Here is a 15,369-nt window from a genome sequence, read left to right as displayed (position 1 = left end):
TCATGCAGCCTAAATCGTGCTGGCTGAAAAAGAATGCTCTAGTAACTCATTCTTCAATTCTTCCGACATATCAAGCGGTACCTCAAATTTCACGCCTATAATCCAACCTTTTGGTAGCTTCTTAATATTGGCAACTGAGCAGTGGTTTTCTTCGTCGATATAGCCACTTAAAGGGGATTCAATCGTAATTCGTTCACCGATTTCAAACTCGGGTTCAACCAACGTCGAAATACCACAGCCAGAAAGAGAGAAGTCGACCAAACTGCCATCATATTTATTGCCAGTGTGGTCTATTGCACAGTCTAATTGCAATTTATAACGCTCATGCTCACGCACAGGCTTCGTCGCGAAGGTGGCAGGAATCCGTACAAACAATAACGGAGACGGTCGGACCAAGTTCATCAGCACACTGCTCTTAAAAGCAATCACATGCCCCAGATCTGTATCTGACACACCACGGATAACAACGTCCACATTGGTGAGTTTTCTTAGCGCTTGCTCTTCTAATAACCGAGCGGGTATGTCGAGAATGATATAAGCGTTTTCTTTAAGCCCTAAATAAGTAGCAGCGTAAATGTACTTTTCTTCCTGACCGAACTCGAAATTTACCGAGATTCGCATCCCTGTTTTTAGGAATTTATGCAGTTCATCTTTTGTATGAGTTGAAGGCATAACATCTGCGTTTAATTTATTATCGCAACAGGTTATCAAAACGCTATTTTGGCTTTCAATAGGTGTCTGTAAAAAGTTATGCAATTTTATTGTTATCTGTGAACAGGTGGCTGATATTTCTGACTAGGGTCTTGTTTCATCAGGATATTACTCGCCACGATACTACCGCAAGTCACCAATATTAAAGCACACCACGTAAGGGTATCAGGCCGCTCATTAAACACTGGCATTGCGAGTAAGGTTGCCAATACTGGTGTGAGAGATCCGAATGCGGCGCTGGCTTCCGCTCCAATGGTTCTGATTGCGTAAAGAAAAGTGAAAGATGCTAATAGACCTGCTCCGATACCTTGTAATAGGAGATGACCAACAAGCTCTTTCCATGGCCAATCAGTGATAGGTGTGATGACTAAATAGCTATCCAACCAACCGAAACCTACAGTGACAATCAGCAATGCAAACGAAATGACTGAAACAAACCCAGCGCAAACATAAGCACTTAAATTTGCAACGCGAGCACTGATGGTAAATACCGCCCACATTAAGCTGCCGACTAAAAACAGTAAGTGCCCTTTTAATTGTGCCCAGTTGTATTCTTCACCGAGATTGGACAGCAGGAACACCATAATCCCAAGTAAGACAGCAGACAAACCGACCATACGATGTTGGCTAAGAGGTTGCTGGTAACAAATGACCGCAATCGCAGAGACAAACAGAGGCAAAGTGCCAGGTATCAGAGCACTGCCATGGGCGACTGGGGCAAAGTGCATAGCGGTACCAACAACGAGCAAGTAAGGGAGTCCGCTTCCTATGACGATACCGATAAGATATTTGTTCGGTACTGCGCGTACTTTATCCATGGATTTGAGGACGAAAGGAAGTAACACCAACGCCGGAATGAAAAAGCGAGTTAAGGCAATATCGGCAGGTTGAAGGGCTGAAATTGCGCCTCCACGTAGCGATAGAAAGAAACCAGACCAAAGAAAGAGCGTTGTGATGATTGCGGCGTATCCTAATGCCATGGGAGGTTCCGTTTATTTGTAAATAATGTGTTAATTATTGAATGAAAGTGACGCTCAATGGTGGCAAAATATGACTTAATATAGTTAGAACTTAGTGAATTTCGGCATGGAATTAAAAAATCATGGCGAAATCTGGCAAGGAAGGCAAGATGGATAAAATTGACCGACAGTTATTGGATTTGATCCAGCAAGACGCCACAATGACAACAAGCGAACTGGCAGATAGAGTGGGGCTTTCCGCTTCCCCTTGTGCGCGAAGAATTAAACGCTTGGAACAAGAAGGCGTGATCAGTGGTTACCGCGCAATGGTTTCTCGCGAACAAGCGGGAATTGCAATGACGGTATTCGTTGAAGTAAGCCTTAATAATCACCAAGCCAGTTCAATAGATGAATTTGAGCAAGCGGTAAGCGAAATGGAAGAAGTGATCTCCTGCCATGTTGTTTCTGGGGCGTACGATTATCTATTAGAAGTGGTGAGTAGAGATCTCACTGGCTATGAAGCTTTTACGCGAAAACTCCAGATCCTTGAAAACGTCAAAGATATTCATACGCACTTAGCGATTCGCCAAGTGAAAGGAAATGGTAACTTACCAATTTATACCTAAGTAACCTCGAGATGCTAGGTTCTTCGAGAACGATTTGTCTTGTAGACGCGGTGTTGTTTTCCTTGACCTCGAATCAATGACAATGCTCAGAATTCTGCATCTTGAAGTTACTGGGTATACTCATAAATACGGTTATTCACAAACCCAACAAACAAAGCAATCATGAAGTGGCTCGACAGATTACGCATCGCACATTATCACCGAAAAAGACACAAACAATTTGGCGAAGACAGAGCCAGGACGCTGGGGTGGCAAGACTCTTTCAGCCAAGTCACACGCTTTGAAGCCTTATGTCGGGATTTAGACCTTAATGGCAAAAGTATTCTTGATATTGGTTGTGGATATGGAGATTTGTTGGCGTATATAGAACAAAAAGGCAATAGCCCCAGTCATTATATCGGCATTGATCAACAAAAGCGGTTTATCGTGGAATCTCGCAAGCGTCATTTCATTACTGATACGCAGTTTATCCGGGGCGATTTCTCTAACTTGATTTTGCCGAAAGCGCACTATGTATTTGCATCTGGCTCGCTCAATTACCAATCTGCCAACCCAAATCATACAATCGAGATGATTGAGAAAATGTATCAGACTGCGAGTATTGCTTGTGTGTTTAATCTGTTGGATGAGGCTAAGTTACCCAGCATGCGGATGTTAGAGTCTCACAACAAAGATGGTGTACTGCGTTATTGCAAGCTGCTGAGTGAGAGAAGTTACTTAATTGAAGGTTATTCCGATCATGATTTTACTATCGTGATGCCAAAATAACCGACAATAAAAAACGGAGACAGTTTCCTGTCTCCGTTCGAATAGTCTTTTAAGCCTTATTGGTATTTGTATTTTGAGATCTCACAGTTACCTGTGTGTCTATCAACCCTAAAAGAGAAAGCAGCTGAATGGTATTCCCTCCCATCACTCCAAATTGTTTCTCCGAAGATTTTACATAGGTCCAAATCACTGATTGAACCGAACTCTTTAACATGCCTAACTACTGACAAAAACTTGGCTTTGGTAGCATTAGGACAATCCCTGTTACTTAATCGATTGATAACCATTGGTTTAGCATCATCTCCAGCCAAATGTGACTTTATATTAAATTTTGTTAATGGGTAAATTACCCAAAATCTGCTCGTAAGTAAAGCGTTATTGTGACGTACCTCTCTATAAATTGACCTGTTTGCCTATTAATTGCTCAATTTCAATAAAGGGAACAATCCCAATATGAACAGACTTAGTCAGATTCATTTTGCACGTATTTTAATGCGTTGGCTTCTTTATCGTACAGCTGCGCTAAACCAAGATATTGTGTTGCCAGTTGCGTATAATCTTTAGCGAGTTGAGAAGCGTTTGTTTGATACCATTCGGCGCTAATTTGGTTGGCTGTGGCATCAGAAATTTCACATTTACTTGCGAGTTTTTGCCATCCGTTTGCCATCCAATTTGACTCAATGCTGAGTTTCTCTAACTCTCGCGCTTTACTGGTGAGTTCTTCGCGATATTGAATCGACGCCTTAAGCTGACTTTGAAAAGCTCGTTGGTTAGTTTGTGCCTGCCACAACAAGGTAAGTTCACGTAGGGAGAAGGTCTGAGAGAGCAGTTGTCTTTGTTTGTGTTCAGTGAGAAGCGTATTGAATGTCTCAACGTATCTATTGTAATTGGACTCTAAACGGTTGAATTGGGTAAGATTGTCATTCCATGATGCGTGGTCACACTGAATGCTTGCGTAAGCAGGAAGTGGAAGCAGTAGCAATATCCATTTGAACTTATTCATCATTGTTTTCACACTAATTAGCTTTCTCGTTGATTAGTTTTTGCGTCCGTTATGCACTCTCTATCAGTATAGTTAGTGTGACGGTGCTTACTGCGTAAGGAATGAAAAAGGAACGGAATATGAAGAAAGCCTTGATCTTAATAGTTGTCTTGCTCTTGTTAGGGGGAGCGGGCGCAGGGTATTACTTCTTCTTTATGCAGCAAGACGACCCTGTCGCTGAACAGGAAAAAGAGCCAGAGAAACCAGCCGAACCTGCAGAAAAACCCAAACCGATTATGGATCTTGAGGCGCCCGCACCTGAGGTCACCGAGTACTATGTGATTGAGCGCCGGATCGATGTCTACAATAAGCCAGATCATCAGGCGTTGATTATTGATGCGTTGTATAAAGGTGAGAAGGTATCGGTTTTGGAGAAATCTAATGGCTGGTTCCGTTTGACGGATTACATTGTGTATGAAGAAGGTGGGGAAGAGACCGCTGAGTGGGTAGACTCAAAAGGATTATCAGACTCAGAACCTGTCATCAAAGAGCAAGAGCGCTTGGAGATCCTTGATGGGTATTTGCAAAAATCAGACGATTTAAAAACGCATCTCGATATGTTTCGTAACAAAACGCAGCAACTGCTCGATGATGAGACTTGCGACCCAAGTGATTTTGAAGAATTAGGTGGGTGGGTGCGTTCTGTCACTTACAAAACCCGCAATGTTTACTTCATCTACTGCGGTGGCTTGGAACAAGAAAACAAAATCTATTTGGATGTCGATAAAGGTGAAATATTTTATCGATGAATACCGCTTAAGGCTTGCTGGCAACTGCGTTCCACGGTTGGAAACAGAGATTTATAACTTTTTAGTTGTTAAGTATAAGCAATAGGAATACTATCACCGAGCTGAGTTGAAGAACTCGGCTCGTTTTGTTTTAAGTGAGCTACCATGCCTTGGATTTACGTTAGAAAACTGTTTTTGCTGCTTCTTGCAATGGCTTTATCGCCAATGCAGGCGTCGGCTGCACAAGCAGAACAGAAATCCTACTTACCTCACTTTTCTAAGTTGCAGCCATTTACGGCGAGCAACTCTGCATCGAACTCTCCAGTTGATTTCTCAGAACTCTCTGAGGAAAGCACCCAATCTCCAGTATCTGAAGGTCATGCTTTCCAAGATTCGTTTGCCATCTTTAATTCTCAACGTTGGACAACGCACCTTCGTGAGAACATTGACGATGAACACATTGATTTCATCGGCGATTTAAATGCCCCGTTTTATGCTGATGCTGGCTATGCCTATAGCCTTATGGATATCAGCTGGCGTCAAAGCCAATCGACATTTAATCACTTTGTTAGCGACCACCGCCTTTCTGGTTGGAAAGAAACCAATGCGATGTACGTCGCCCTCAATAGTCAGTTTTCTGCTTAAACACCATCACTCTGCACATTTTGTGCATTCTTAACACGGCAATTCTTCAACAGAGTAACTGAAGCTCTGGGCATTCCATACCTGTATGTTGTTCAGGTGAGCGTTTTGTCGTGTCTTGAATCTAACTAAATAAAACTTCACTGAGCAGTGAAGGGATGATGTTTACATGAAGAAAACACCAAAACCACAAAAGAACAGAAAAGTGCTGAATCACTATTCAGCATGGAAATACGTCGTTTTAATTACGACGGTTATTATCTTAACCCTTAGCGCCATCCCAACTTGGTTTGGTGAGCAGCCTTCTATTCAGGTGACGTTTGCTGACCAAAACAACAGTGCGATGTCAGTGGTTCAGCTCGACCAGCTGTTAAAAACGCACCATATTCCAGCCTCTAAAATCATTGAAAAAGACGGTAAGACCACCATTGTTTTTGATGGTGAAGATGCGCAAAGTAAGGCTCGTGTATTGCTTAACGATCAGTTAGGCAAAGATGACAGCATCACGTTCTCATACGTGTCTGTTGCCCCAGAATGGTTAAACGAGATGGGTTTCAGCCCAATCAAGCTTGGTCTTGACCTTCGTGGCGGCGTTCAATTCCTATTGAATGTAGATGTAAATAAAGCGTTTGAAGAACAGCGCGACGCATTGGTTGATGAGATCAAAGCGAGCCTGCGTGAGCAACGTGTACGTGGCGTTCAAGTTCGTGCTGAAGCGCATAACCACATCGCAGTAAATAGTGAAAACGAAGCGGGCTTAAAAGCGGCGAGCCAATTCATTCGTCAAAACTACCCTGGTTGGACAATGACAAGCTCAGATCGTGGCTTTGAACTTCAACCAAGCGAACAAAACATCCAAGAATTCCAAACAACGACACTGCAACAAAACTTGAAGATCATGCGTGGTCGTATCGAAGAGCTTGGTATTACTGAAGCGTTGGTACAACGCCAAGGTAAAGAGAGCATTCGTATCGAGCTACCAGGTGTTCAAGACCCTGCACAAGCGAAAAACGTCATTGGCGCAACAGCAAGTCTTGCGTTCTACGAAGTGAAAGACGCAGGTCAAGCACGTAGCAGCCAAGACCTTGTCCTGAAAGACAACGATGGTCGTACAGTGATTCTTGCCAAGCGTCCAGTACTAACGGGTGAACATATTGTAAATGCGCGCGCGGGCGTTGATAAAATGGGCATGTCAGAAGTAAACATCTCTCTAGACCACGCTGGTGGTAAGAAGATGAGTGACTTCTCTGCAACGCATATCGGCAAGCCAATGGCGACAGTCTACCGTGAGTACAAAACTAACGAACGTGGTATGACAGAGCGTAGCGAGCGCGTTATTAGTGTTGCAACTATCCAGTCTCAATTGGGTAGCCAATTCCGTATTACTGGTGCGGGTAGCATGGATGAAGCACAGCAACTTGCCTTGCTTCTACGTGCGGGTTCATTGACCGCTCCGGTAACGATTGTTGAAGAACGCACAATCGGTGCTTCTCTAGGTGCAGAAAACATCCAAAACGGTTTCGCTGCTCTTGCTCTTGGTATGGGTCTAACACTGACATTTATGGCACTTTGGTACCGTCGTCTTGGTTGGGTTGCGAACGTGGCTTTGTGTGCAAACATGCTTTGCTTACTTGGTCTAATCGCACTACTTCCTGGTGCCGTGCTAACACTTCCTGGTATCGCAGGCTTGGTATTGACTGTCGGTATGGCGGTGGATACCAACGTAATTATTTTCGAACGTATTAAGGACAAGATGCGTGAAGGTCGTAGTTTTGCACAAGCTATCGACTTAGGCTTCGACAGCGCGTTCGCTACTATCCTTGATGCCAACATCACAACCATGATCACTGCCGTGATTCTATACGCGATTGGTAACGGTCCAATCCAAGGCTTTGCGCTGACGCTAGGTCTGGGTCTGATGACCAGTATGTTTACTGGCGTATTCGCTTCTCGTGCAATGATCAATTTAATTTGGGGCCGCGATGCCCGTCGTGATGTGAGGGTTTAATCATGGTCGAAATGCTAAAACAAAATATCCGTAAGATTCGTTACTTCACGACAGCTGTATCGGTTGTGTTGACGATTATTGCTCTGGTTGCTCTGGGTATGAAAGGGCTAAACCTAGGTCTCGATTTCACTGGTGGTATGGTTACTGAAGTGAAAGTCGATAAACAATTGACTAACCATGATTTGCTTAATGCGCTGCAACCAAAGCTTGGTGAATCAACATCTGTAACCCGTTCAGGCGAAGATGGTCGTTGGGTTATTCGTTACTCAGCACCGGCAGAAGGTCATACATTACCTAATGTTGCAGATGTACTTAAGCCTATTTCACATCAAGTAGATGTAGTAAGTAACAGCATCGTGGGTGCTCAAGTGGGTCAGGACCTGTTCGACCAAGGTGGCTTAGCATTATTAGTATCGGTACTGACGATTCTTGGTTACTTGTGTTTCCGCTTTGAATGGCGTCTGGCAAGTGGCTCTCTATTCGCGTTGGCGCACGATGTTATCTTAGTATTGGGCTTCTTTGCGATTACACAAATGGAGTTCAACCTGACGGTGTTTGCAGCGATTTTGGCGATTCTTGGTTACTCGCTTAATGACTCGATCATCATCGCTGACCGTATTCGTGAACTGCTTGTTGCGAAGCAAAATTGGAAAACAGAACAGATCAACGATGAAGCGGTATTGGCGACATTCTCACGTACTATGGTGACATCAGGTACTACTTTAATCACTGTTGGTGCGTTGTGGATTATGGGCGGTTCTGCATTGGCAGGTTTCTCTACCGCAATGTTCATTGGCGTACTGTCTGGTACGTGGTCATCAATCTCGATTGGTACGGTGCTTCCTGAATGGTTGAAGCTAGAACCAAAACACTACCTACCAGTAGAGATCGACACTGCACCATAATACTTGGTGTTTAAGGTAAAAGTGCTTGCGCCACTCTTCTGAGTGGCGCTTTTTTATCTGGGAAAAGGGAAAAGGGAAAAGGGAAAAGGGAAAAGGGAAAAGGGAAAAGAAATAGAATCGGACGCTACTTCACGCGCATTAGTCGATGCTTGACTGAACCTAAATCAAATTCGATGATCTGAGATCGCTTCATTGACTCGACTTTGGTGAGCATTGCTCCTTTATAGCCCTTCTTTTTCATCCATTGTAACGGTTCAGAAAAGCTGTCCTCATTGACCACGTAAGACTCACCTTTATGTTCGCCAGCATAGACGTTCACTACCCACACTCGGGCTTGAAAATCCAACACCTCACCAAAGGATTGTTTGAGCCTGCTTAAAATGTTCTTCATAACTTGTTTTTCATCACTAGACCTGTTTCATCAATACTGCTTTTTCTAACTCATTAAGAGCCAAATACCCACTCCTATCATCAAAGTGCCAGCGATTCGGTTCATTAAGCGTACATTTTTGGATTGACCTAGCAATCGCTTCAATCCTTTACCACCCGTTGCGTAAAGAGACATACAAATGAACTCGAACATCAAAATAATAGAAACAAGCACGATGAGCTGAGGAGCAAGAGCCGCAGTTTGATCAATAAAAGGTGGCAAAAGTGAAATCATGAACGCCCAGCCTTTCGGGTTTGCAATTGCGGTGACAAAGCCTTGCAAAACCAAATCCCAGTTACCGCTAGTAGGAACATCAATGCTATCAACATTAATGGCAAGTTTGCCTCGTGAGCGCCACATCTCAACCCCTAAATAAAGCAGATAACCGCCGCCAATCAATTTTAGTACGGTAAAGAGCCAAGGGTAAGTGAGCATGATGGCTGCGATACCGAGCACCGCAGAGATTGAAACTAAAGCAACACCAAACAGTTCGCCAATCATCATCCAAAGGGTGCGACGATATCCGATACTCATACCTAACGTTAAGGCAAGCGTCATACACATCCCAGGTGTAATGGATACAAAGAAAAAGGTAGGGATGAACATAGTTAACAAGGCGGTATTCATGAATATTGATGAGTGTGTAAGTAAATAAAGAAGTATCAAAGATAGTGCAAACTGGCATTCAATGCCACATCTAAAAACAGTGGAGGTTGGAGGTATAGGGTTAACATTCAACTGTTTAATAAAATTTAAATAACAATTAAATGTGTGCGACATATTAGTGCGCTGTTGCACCAAATAAAATCATTTATAAATTAACATGAGATAACTTAGTTGTAGAAATTAGTTGGTTTAAGTACCAGTTATATTATTTTTTAATTGGTATTTATGTCATTTGACCATGTTTTACTTAGATTAAATACATCAAAGTATGATGTAAGATAATGATATATTTCATAATTATTAGTTGAGCTTTGTTAACTATTGACTCGATAATTTAATTGCGATCTATTAGTTTCTAAATGAAAGATGATCTTAAACCATTTGCAAATGCAACATAGATAGAAATTCGTATAACTTACTGAATGCAAAGTGATTTACAAAATTAATAACCAAATTGTCTTTGGTTTTTCTTCTTTTAAAACAGTGACTTATGCGTGTTTAACTTTTTTATAACATTTCATTCCGAATGAGATCTAAATCAATCTTATGCAAATGAATGAGTTTTTTATTTGAAATGTCATATTTCTAGGTTAACTTAAAATAAAAGGCAGCAGAGGAATTGTTGCCAAAAGAATAAATTAACACGTCAGTTGGCGAAACATTTCGCCAGTGTCTTAATTCGCTTTTTTAATGCCGTTAAGAATGGAGTCTTCAATGAAGAAAGTCGCTTTGATCACTGGATCAAAAGGCGGAATTGGTTCTGCTATTTCCTCTCAATTAGTAAATGATGGTTATCGAGTAATTGCTACTTATTTTACAGGTAATTATGAGTGTGCTTTGGAATGGTTTAATGAAAAAGGGTTTACCAAAGATCAGGTACGCTTATTTGAATTAGATGTGACAAACACCACGCAGTGTGCTGAAAAACTGGCACTTTTGCTTGAGGAAGAAGGGACTATAGATGTTGTCATCAACAATGCAGGTATCACACGTGATGGCGTGTTTAAAAAGATGACTGCACAAGCTTGGAATGACGTCATTAACACCAATCTAAATAGCTTGTTCAATGTGACTCAACCTTTGTTCGCGACTATGTGTGAAAAAGGTGGTGGTCGCATCATTAACATCTCTTCCGTTAATGGTTTGAAAGGACAGTTTGGACAAGCAAACTACTCAGCGGCTAAGGCTGGCATGATTGGTTTTTCAAAAGCTCTGGCATATGAAGGTGCTCGTTCTGGTGTGACTGTGAATGTTATCGCTCCGGGATACACCGGCACCCCAATGGTAGAGCAGATGAAACCGGAAGTGCTTGAATCTATCACCAACCAAATCCCAATGAGGCGTTTAGCAACGCCAGAAGAAATTGCAGCATCAGTAAGCTTCCTAGTGAGTGATGCCGGCGCATACATCACCGGTGAAACATTGTCGGTGAACGGCGGCCTATACATGAGCTAAGGAGTAGAGTGATGGAAAAAGTATTTATCGTTGCAGCAAAGCGTACGCCAATTGGTGCGTTTGGTGGAAGCTTAAAAAACACCTCAGCAGGAAATCTAGCTGCAGTAGCAATAAAAGGTGCGCTTGAGGCAGCTTCTTTGGCAGCAGATAAGGTCGATGAAGTTATTGTTGGTAACGTTGTTGCAGCCGGTCAAGGTATGGGTGTTGGACGCCAAGCTGCACTGTTTGCAGGTATCCCGGAGTCAGTCCCTGCATACGGCGTAAACATGGTATGCGGCAGTGGTATGAAAACCGTCATGGATGGCGTTTCGCATATTCGCAGCGGTGATGCAGAAGTCGTGGTGGCTGCCGGCGTTGAGGTCATGTCACAAATCCCATTCATCGTGCCTAGCAGCGTGCGAGATGGCAACAAAATGGGTCACATGGAGCTGAAAGATCTCCTTATCGCAGATGGCTTAACGGATGCTTACAACCAGTACCACATGGGAGTGACGGCTGAAAACGTTGCAAAAGAGGTAGGGTTGTCTCGCCAACAGCAAGACGAATATGCACTTTCGAGTCAGCAAAAAGCTGTCGCAGCTATCGAGGCAGGTAAATTCAAAGATGAAATTGTTCCTGTTGAAGTTAAGCAGCGTCGAGAAACGGTCGTGTTTGACACCGATGAATACCCGAAAGCCAATGCCACACTTGAAGGTTTGAGCAAGCTGCGCCCTGCGTTCGACCGAGAAGGTACAGTGACAGCAGGTAATGCATCGGGCATTAATGACGGTGCAAGTGCCATCATTTTGGCCTCAGAAACTGCAGTTCAAGCGCATGGTTTAACACCAATTGCCGAGGTAGTGAGCTACGCACAATCTGGTTTAGACCCTCAAATTATGGGGCTTGGTCCTGTTGAGTCAGTGAACAAGGCACTACAAAAAGCCGAGCTGAAAACCAGTGATATCGATGTTTATGAATTAAACGAAGCCTTTGCTGCTCAGGCATTAGGCGTGATTCATAAACTGGCTGAAACCAACCAAGTACCAGTAAGCTCGATTCAAGATAAAGCCAATTTTAATGGTGGTGCTATCGCATTGGGTCACCCACTTGGTGCATCAGGTAACCGAATTTTGGTTACGTTGGTTCATGAACTTCACAAACAAGACGGTCAGTACGGGGTTGCTTCACTTTGTGTGGGCGGCGGTATGGGCACGGCTGTGATTGTAAAAGCAGTTAAGTAGTTATTTAAACGGACATTTTTAATTCTTTCTCTAGGAGATAAACCATGTACACTGATTTCTTCAAAACTTTTAGCGATCAAACTGAAAAGAATCTAGAACCATACTTGAAGTTCAATAAGCTAGTAACAAAGAACGTAGAAGTGCTTACTGAGCTTCAACTGAACGCGATCCGTACTTACAGCGAAGTGGGTCTAAACCAAATGAAAGCAGCGTCAGAAATCAAAGACGTGACTTCTCTAACGGCTTTCAACAGCCAACAACTTACCGTTCTTACTAAACTTTCTCAGCAAATGATGGACGACAGCAACAAGCTGCAATCTATCGCAAAAGAGTTCAAAGAAGACGTTGAGAAAATGACTTCGGAAAACCTAAAGACTGTTACTCCAGCGTAATACGTCCGCTTGCGCCGCCCGCTTTTTGGGCGGCGTTGTTTTTTCCGAATATAGGAGTAAGACTATGTTTCAACACTTCTTTTCGGACTATCTTGTAAAGCTTCAGGAAACCAATCAACAGTGGTGGCATGATTTCGAAGTGAACAAGGCAGTCGTGAATTCTCCTTTGAACAAGGCCATGCAAGAAGTGAACTTTGAAGATACTGCTAAACTGTTCGAACAAGCGGCAAACCAACCCGCTGCAATTTTGAAGTTGCAAGCAGAGTGGTGGGAGCAGCAGCTTCAAATTTGGCAGAATGTGGCTCTCGCAGGTAATCAAACGCAACTTATCGAAGCAGAGAAGGGCGACAAGCGTTTCTCAAATGATGCTTGGCAGCAAGAAGCCATGTACAGCTTCATCAAGCAATCATATTTGTTGTTTAGTAAAACCTATCTAGACACGCTCGATTCCATCGAAGGTCTTGATGAGAAGACGAAAGAGCGTATTACCTTCTTCTCTCGTCAGGCTATCAACGCACTTTCTCCATCTAATTTCATCGCGACCAACCCAGAACTGCTTAAACTCACTCTTGAGCAAAATGGTGAAAACCTACTGACGGGTTTAGAGAAGTTAAAAGAAGATGTTGAGTCGAGTGCCGACATTCTCAAAGTACGCATGACCAACAACAATGCGTTTCGCGTTGGGGATGATGTAGCGACGACCGCGGGCGATGTTGTGTTCCAAAACGAATTGTTTGAGCTGATTCAGTACCGTCCCTTGACGGAAAAAGTGAATGCGACACCGCTATTAATCGTTCCACCGTTCATCAATAAGTACTACATCCTTGACCTAACGGCGAAAAACTCAATGGTTCGTTGGTTGTTAGAGCAAGGTCATAGCGTATTTATGATGTCTTGGCGCAATCCGGGTAAAGAACAAGCGCAGGTTGAGTTTGGGGACTACGTAACCGAAGGCGTAGCGAAAGCGGTTACTGCGATTGAGGATATTACTGGTCAAGAGCAAATCAACGCAGCTGGCTACTGTATCGGTGGTACGGTTCTCGCCAGCACCGTAGCTTACTATGCAGCGAAACGTATGAAGAAGCGTATTAAGTCTGCGACCTTCTTTACGACCTTATTGGACTTCTCTCAGCCGGGGGAGGTTGGGGCATACATCAATGACACAATCATCAGTGCTATAGAAACGCAAAACAACGCCAAGGGTTACATGGATGGTCGCTCGTTAAGCGTGACATTCAGTCTGCTGCGTGAAAACAGTTTGTACTGGAACTATTACGTCGATAATTACCTCAAAGGTAATAGCCCTGTTGATTTTGATCTGCTGTATTGGAACAGTGACAGCACTAATGTGAGCGCCGCTTGCCATAATTTCTTACTGCGAGAACTCTATTTGGAGAATAAGCTGGTACAAGACAAGGGTGTTAAAATTGGCGGTGTTTGGATTGATCTCAACAAGATTAAGATCCCAAGTTATTTTGTATCGACCAAAGAAGACCATATTGCACTGTGGCAAGGAACGTATCGTGGTGCTCTGAATACAGGTGGTAATAAGACCTTTGTTTTAGGTGAGTCAGGGCATATTGCTGGTATCGTGAATCACCCAGCGAAAAACAAATATGGATATTGGTTGAACGACAATCTTGATGACTCGGCGGACGAATGGTTCAACAACGCGAATCATCAAGAAGGTTCTTGGTGGACGCATTGGCACCAATGGTTGATGCAGTTTAACCCGAAAGAGCAAGTTGAGCCTTTCCCAGTTGGTTCTGAGCAAAATCCGGTTATTGAAGATGCTCCTGGTCAGTATGTTCGACAAGTTCTGCCTATCAACGAGTCCTAGACTGCTCCTCGCAAGCAGTATTATTTGGCGATCTGAATGGTCGCCTTTTTTCTGTCTGAAGCTTTGCTTCGCAAGGAGCAAAGAATCATCACAACAAGCAAGTGTGAGAACCACCATAAGCCGTCAGAGAGTATTGGGTTTGGTGCTTTGGTTGGAAACGTAGAAAGAAAAAACGCCAAGCAAATGCTCGGCGTTTTCCGTCAACAAAATAGGCAAAAAAGTTGACTGGTTCGAGGTGAATTACACCTCTTTATCCTTACCTAGTGAGAGTAGCCATAGAGAGATTGCTGCTACTCCGACAAAGCCGGAAAGAATAATGACTGGCATTGCGCTGTATCCAAGGAAGTGCCAGATAAAGGATTCAAGATTACTCATTGTCTATGTTTCTCCTTATTGCCAGCCTTCAACACCGTGCATGTCAGGCAGTTTGTGTGCGATACCTTTATGACAGTCTACACAAGTTTTATCGCCTGAAGCCAGAGCGGTAGAGTGTTGAGCTGCCGCTCGTTTACCCTGCTGCGAGTAGTCCATGTAATCAAACTGGTGACAGTTACGACATTCAAGAGAATCATTCTTCTTCATACGCGCCCACTCACGTTCCGCTAAGTGTTCACGACGAGCTTGGAATTTCTCCGGCGTATCGATCGTCTTCGTTACGAAGTGAGCAAACAACTCTTTAGACGCTTGAACTTTACGAACGATCTTATCGGTCCATTCGTGTGGTACGTGACAATCAGAACAGATTGCACGAACACCAGAACGGTTCGAGTAGTGAATCGTTTCTTGAATTTCAGCGACGATAGGAGCGTGACAGCCAGAACAGAATTCTTCTGTGTTGGTCGCTTCCATACCTGTGTTGAATGCGCCCCAAAACAGAAGACCACCAGCGAAGCCAAGGAATAAAACCACACCAGCGGCAGCTTTACTCGGGCTCGACAGTCTCTTCCAAAACGCTTTAAGTATTTTCATAAGTAACC

At 43.5% G+C, this 15,369-nt stretch carries 18 protein-coding genes; 10 read left to right on the top strand and 8 right to left on the bottom strand.

The window, feature by feature from the left end; translation table 11 throughout:
• Positions 1 to 9: 9 nt before the first annotated feature.
• Both AACR11_RS17670 and AACR11_RS17665 read right to left on the bottom strand, forming a co-directional pair.
• Positions 10 to 672, bottom strand: coding sequence for a PilZ domain-containing protein (locus tag AACR11_RS17670; protein ID WP_017188726.1), 663 nt, complete (start codon positions 670 to 672; stop codon positions 10 to 12).
• A 92-nt stretch (positions 673 to 764) separates the two neighbouring features.
• Positions 765 to 1,691: a DMT family transporter gene (locus AACR11_RS17665; RefSeq protein WP_029790046.1), complete on the bottom strand. Its 927-nt coding sequence runs from the start codon at positions 1,689 to 1,691 to the stop codon at positions 765 to 767.
• A gap of 149 nt (positions 1,692 to 1,840) precedes the next feature.
• Between AACR11_RS17665 and AACR11_RS17660 the strand changes: the two genes are divergently transcribed.
• Complete coding sequence (locus AACR11_RS17660; RefSeq protein WP_005453588.1) at positions 1,841 to 2,296, top strand: Lrp/AsnC family transcriptional regulator; 456 nt, start codon at positions 1,841 to 1,843, stop codon at positions 2,294 to 2,296.
• A 162-nt stretch (positions 2,297 to 2,458) separates the two neighbouring features.
• Positions 2,459 to 3,064: a class I SAM-dependent methyltransferase gene (locus AACR11_RS17655; protein WP_029790045.1), complete on the top strand. Its 606-nt coding sequence runs from the start codon at positions 2,459 to 2,461 to the stop codon at positions 3,062 to 3,064.
• A 56-nt stretch (positions 3,065 to 3,120) separates the two neighbouring features.
• Here the strand turns inward: AACR11_RS17655 and AACR11_RS17650 are convergent, their stop codons facing one another.
• Together AACR11_RS17650 and AACR11_RS17645 are read right to left on the bottom strand one after the other, a co-directional pair.
• Complete coding sequence (locus tag AACR11_RS17650) at positions 3,121 to 3,351, bottom strand: hypothetical protein (protein WP_074051703.1); 231 nt, start codon at positions 3,349 to 3,351, stop codon at positions 3,121 to 3,123.
• A gap of 176 nt (positions 3,352 to 3,527) precedes the next feature.
• Positions 3,528 to 4,070, bottom strand: a complete 543-nt coding sequence (locus tag AACR11_RS17645) for a hypothetical protein (protein WP_017188730.1) — start codon at positions 4,068 to 4,070, stop codon at positions 3,528 to 3,530.
• A gap of 116 nt (positions 4,071 to 4,186) precedes the next feature.
• On the opposite strand from AACR11_RS17645, the gene AACR11_RS17640 reads away from it, so the two are divergent.
• From AACR11_RS17640 to secF, 4 genes are all read left to right on the top strand, one after another.
• Positions 4,187 to 4,855, top strand: a complete 669-nt coding sequence (locus AACR11_RS17640; protein ID WP_017819307.1) for an SH3 domain-containing protein — start codon at positions 4,187 to 4,189, stop codon at positions 4,853 to 4,855.
• Positions 4,856 to 4,999: 144 nt separating this feature from the next.
• A complete protein-coding gene (locus tag AACR11_RS17635; RefSeq protein ID WP_009696226.1) occupies positions 5,000 to 5,479 on the top strand; it encodes a hypothetical protein in 480 nt (159 codons plus the stop codon).
• A gap of 166 nt (positions 5,480 to 5,645) precedes the next feature.
• A complete protein-coding gene (gene secD, locus AACR11_RS17630) occupies positions 5,646 to 7,484 on the top strand; it encodes a protein translocase subunit SecD (protein WP_009696225.1) in 1,839 nt (612 codons plus the stop codon).
• A gap of 2 nt (positions 7,485 to 7,486) precedes the next feature.
• Positions 7,487 to 8,389 carry a protein translocase subunit SecF gene (gene secF, locus AACR11_RS17625; RefSeq protein ID WP_005453603.1) on the top strand — a complete coding sequence of 301 codons (903 nt, stop codon included), beginning with the start codon at positions 7,487 to 7,489 and terminating at the stop codon, positions 8,387 to 8,389.
• Positions 8,390 to 8,513: 124 nt separating this feature from the next.
• Here secF and AACR11_RS17620 read toward each other — a convergent pair whose 3' ends face one another.
• Entirely contained in the window at positions 8,514 to 8,780 is a 267-nt protein-coding gene (locus AACR11_RS17620) for a hypothetical protein (protein ID WP_005453604.1), read from the bottom strand.
• Positions 8,781 to 8,825: 45 nt separating this feature from the next.
• Positions 8,826 to 9,446 (bottom strand): LysE family translocator, encoded by a 621-nt coding sequence (locus AACR11_RS17615; RefSeq protein ID WP_029790043.1) that lies wholly within the window; start codon positions 9,444 to 9,446, stop codon positions 8,826 to 8,828.
• Between the two features lie 753 nt (positions 9,447 to 10,199).
• On the opposite strand from AACR11_RS17615, the gene AACR11_RS17610 reads away from it, so the two are divergent.
• From AACR11_RS17610 to phaC, 4 genes are all read left to right on the top strand, one after another.
• Complete coding sequence (locus AACR11_RS17610) at positions 10,200 to 10,940, top strand: SDR family oxidoreductase (protein ID WP_029790042.1); 741 nt, start codon at positions 10,200 to 10,202, stop codon at positions 10,938 to 10,940.
• A gap of 11 nt (positions 10,941 to 10,951) precedes the next feature.
• Positions 10,952 to 12,160: an acetyl-CoA C-acetyltransferase gene (locus AACR11_RS17605; RefSeq protein WP_029790041.1), complete on the top strand. Its 1,209-nt coding sequence runs from the start codon at positions 10,952 to 10,954 to the stop codon at positions 12,158 to 12,160.
• Positions 12,161 to 12,204: 44 nt separating this feature from the next.
• Positions 12,205 to 12,552, top strand: a complete 348-nt coding sequence (locus AACR11_RS17600; protein ID WP_005453608.1) for a phasin family protein — start codon at positions 12,205 to 12,207, stop codon at positions 12,550 to 12,552.
• Positions 12,553 to 12,616: 64 nt separating this feature from the next.
• Complete coding sequence (gene phaC, locus AACR11_RS17595; protein ID WP_017819305.1) at positions 12,617 to 14,392, top strand: class I poly(R)-hydroxyalkanoic acid synthase; 1,776 nt, start codon at positions 12,617 to 12,619, stop codon at positions 14,390 to 14,392.
• Positions 14,393 to 14,632: 240 nt separating this feature from the next.
• On the opposite strand, the gene AACR11_RS17590 is transcribed toward phaC, so the two are convergent.
• Positions 14,633 to 14,767, bottom strand: coding sequence for a TIGR02808 family protein (locus AACR11_RS17590; RefSeq protein ID WP_005433365.1), 135 nt, complete (start codon positions 14,765 to 14,767; stop codon positions 14,633 to 14,635).
• Between the two features lie 15 nt (positions 14,768 to 14,782).
• The gene (locus tag AACR11_RS17585; protein WP_005453621.1) at positions 14,783 to 15,361 is read right to left on the bottom strand and encodes a NapC/NirT family cytochrome c; all 579 of its coding nucleotides are present in this window, start codon (positions 15,359 to 15,361) and stop codon (positions 14,783 to 14,785) included.
• Positions 15,362 to 15,369 lie beyond the last annotated feature (8 nt).

Origin of the sequence: Vibrio sp. L85 (genome assembly GCF_963871815.1) — a bacterium.
Taxonomy (GTDB): Bacteria; Pseudomonadota; Gammaproteobacteria; order Enterobacterales; family Vibrionaceae; genus Vibrio; species Vibrio harveyi.
Note: the sequence above shows the minus strand (reverse complement) of the source record. Positions and strands in the feature narration are given on the sequence as shown.

Bases quoted from the DNA above. Each gene is read 5' to 3' on its own strand.
- AACR11_RS17670 (WP_017188726.1), bottom strand. From the start codon at position 672: ATGCCTTCAACTCATACAAAAGATGAACTGCATAAATTCCTAAAAACA.
- AACR11_RS17665 (WP_029790046.1), bottom strand. From the start codon at position 1,691: ATGGCATTAGGATACGCCGCAATCATCACAACGCTCTTTCTTTGGTCT.
- AACR11_RS17660 (WP_005453588.1), top strand. From the start codon at position 1,841: ATGGATAAAATTGACCGACAGTTATTGGATTTGATCCAGCAAGACGCC.
- AACR11_RS17655 (WP_029790045.1), top strand. From the start codon at position 2,459: ATGAAGTGGCTCGACAGATTACGCATCGCACATTATCACCGAAAAAGA.
- AACR11_RS17650 (WP_074051703.1), bottom strand. From the start codon at position 3,351: ATGGTTATCAATCGATTAAGTAACAGGGATTGTCCTAATGCTACCAAA.
- AACR11_RS17645 (WP_017188730.1), bottom strand. From the start codon at position 4,070: ATGATGAATAAGTTCAAATGGATATTGCTACTGCTTCCACTTCCTGCT.
- AACR11_RS17640 (WP_017819307.1), top strand. From the start codon at position 4,187: ATGAAGAAAGCCTTGATCTTAATAGTTGTCTTGCTCTTGTTAGGGGGA.
- AACR11_RS17635 (WP_009696226.1), top strand. From the start codon at position 5,000: ATGCCTTGGATTTACGTTAGAAAACTGTTTTTGCTGCTTCTTGCAATG.
- secD (WP_009696225.1), top strand. From the start codon at position 5,646: ATGAAGAAAACACCAAAACCACAAAAGAACAGAAAAGTGCTGAATCAC.
- secF (WP_005453603.1), top strand. From the start codon at position 7,487: ATGGTCGAAATGCTAAAACAAAATATCCGTAAGATTCGTTACTTCACG.
- AACR11_RS17620 (WP_005453604.1), bottom strand. From the start codon at position 8,780: ATGAAGAACATTTTAAGCAGGCTCAAACAATCCTTTGGTGAGGTGTTG.
- AACR11_RS17615 (WP_029790043.1), bottom strand. From the start codon at position 9,446: ATGAATACCGCCTTGTTAACTATGTTCATCCCTACCTTTTTCTTTGTA.
- AACR11_RS17610 (WP_029790042.1), top strand. From the start codon at position 10,200: ATGAAGAAAGTCGCTTTGATCACTGGATCAAAAGGCGGAATTGGTTCT.
- AACR11_RS17605 (WP_029790041.1), top strand. From the start codon at position 10,952: ATGGAAAAAGTATTTATCGTTGCAGCAAAGCGTACGCCAATTGGTGCG.
- AACR11_RS17600 (WP_005453608.1), top strand. From the start codon at position 12,205: ATGTACACTGATTTCTTCAAAACTTTTAGCGATCAAACTGAAAAGAAT.
- phaC (WP_017819305.1), top strand. From the start codon at position 12,617: ATGTTTCAACACTTCTTTTCGGACTATCTTGTAAAGCTTCAGGAAACC.
- AACR11_RS17590 (WP_005433365.1), bottom strand. From the start codon at position 14,767: ATGAGTAATCTTGAATCCTTTATCTGGCACTTCCTTGGATACAGCGCA.
- AACR11_RS17585 (WP_005453621.1), bottom strand. From the start codon at position 15,361: ATGAAAATACTTAAAGCGTTTTGGAAGAGACTGTCGAGCCCGAGTAAA.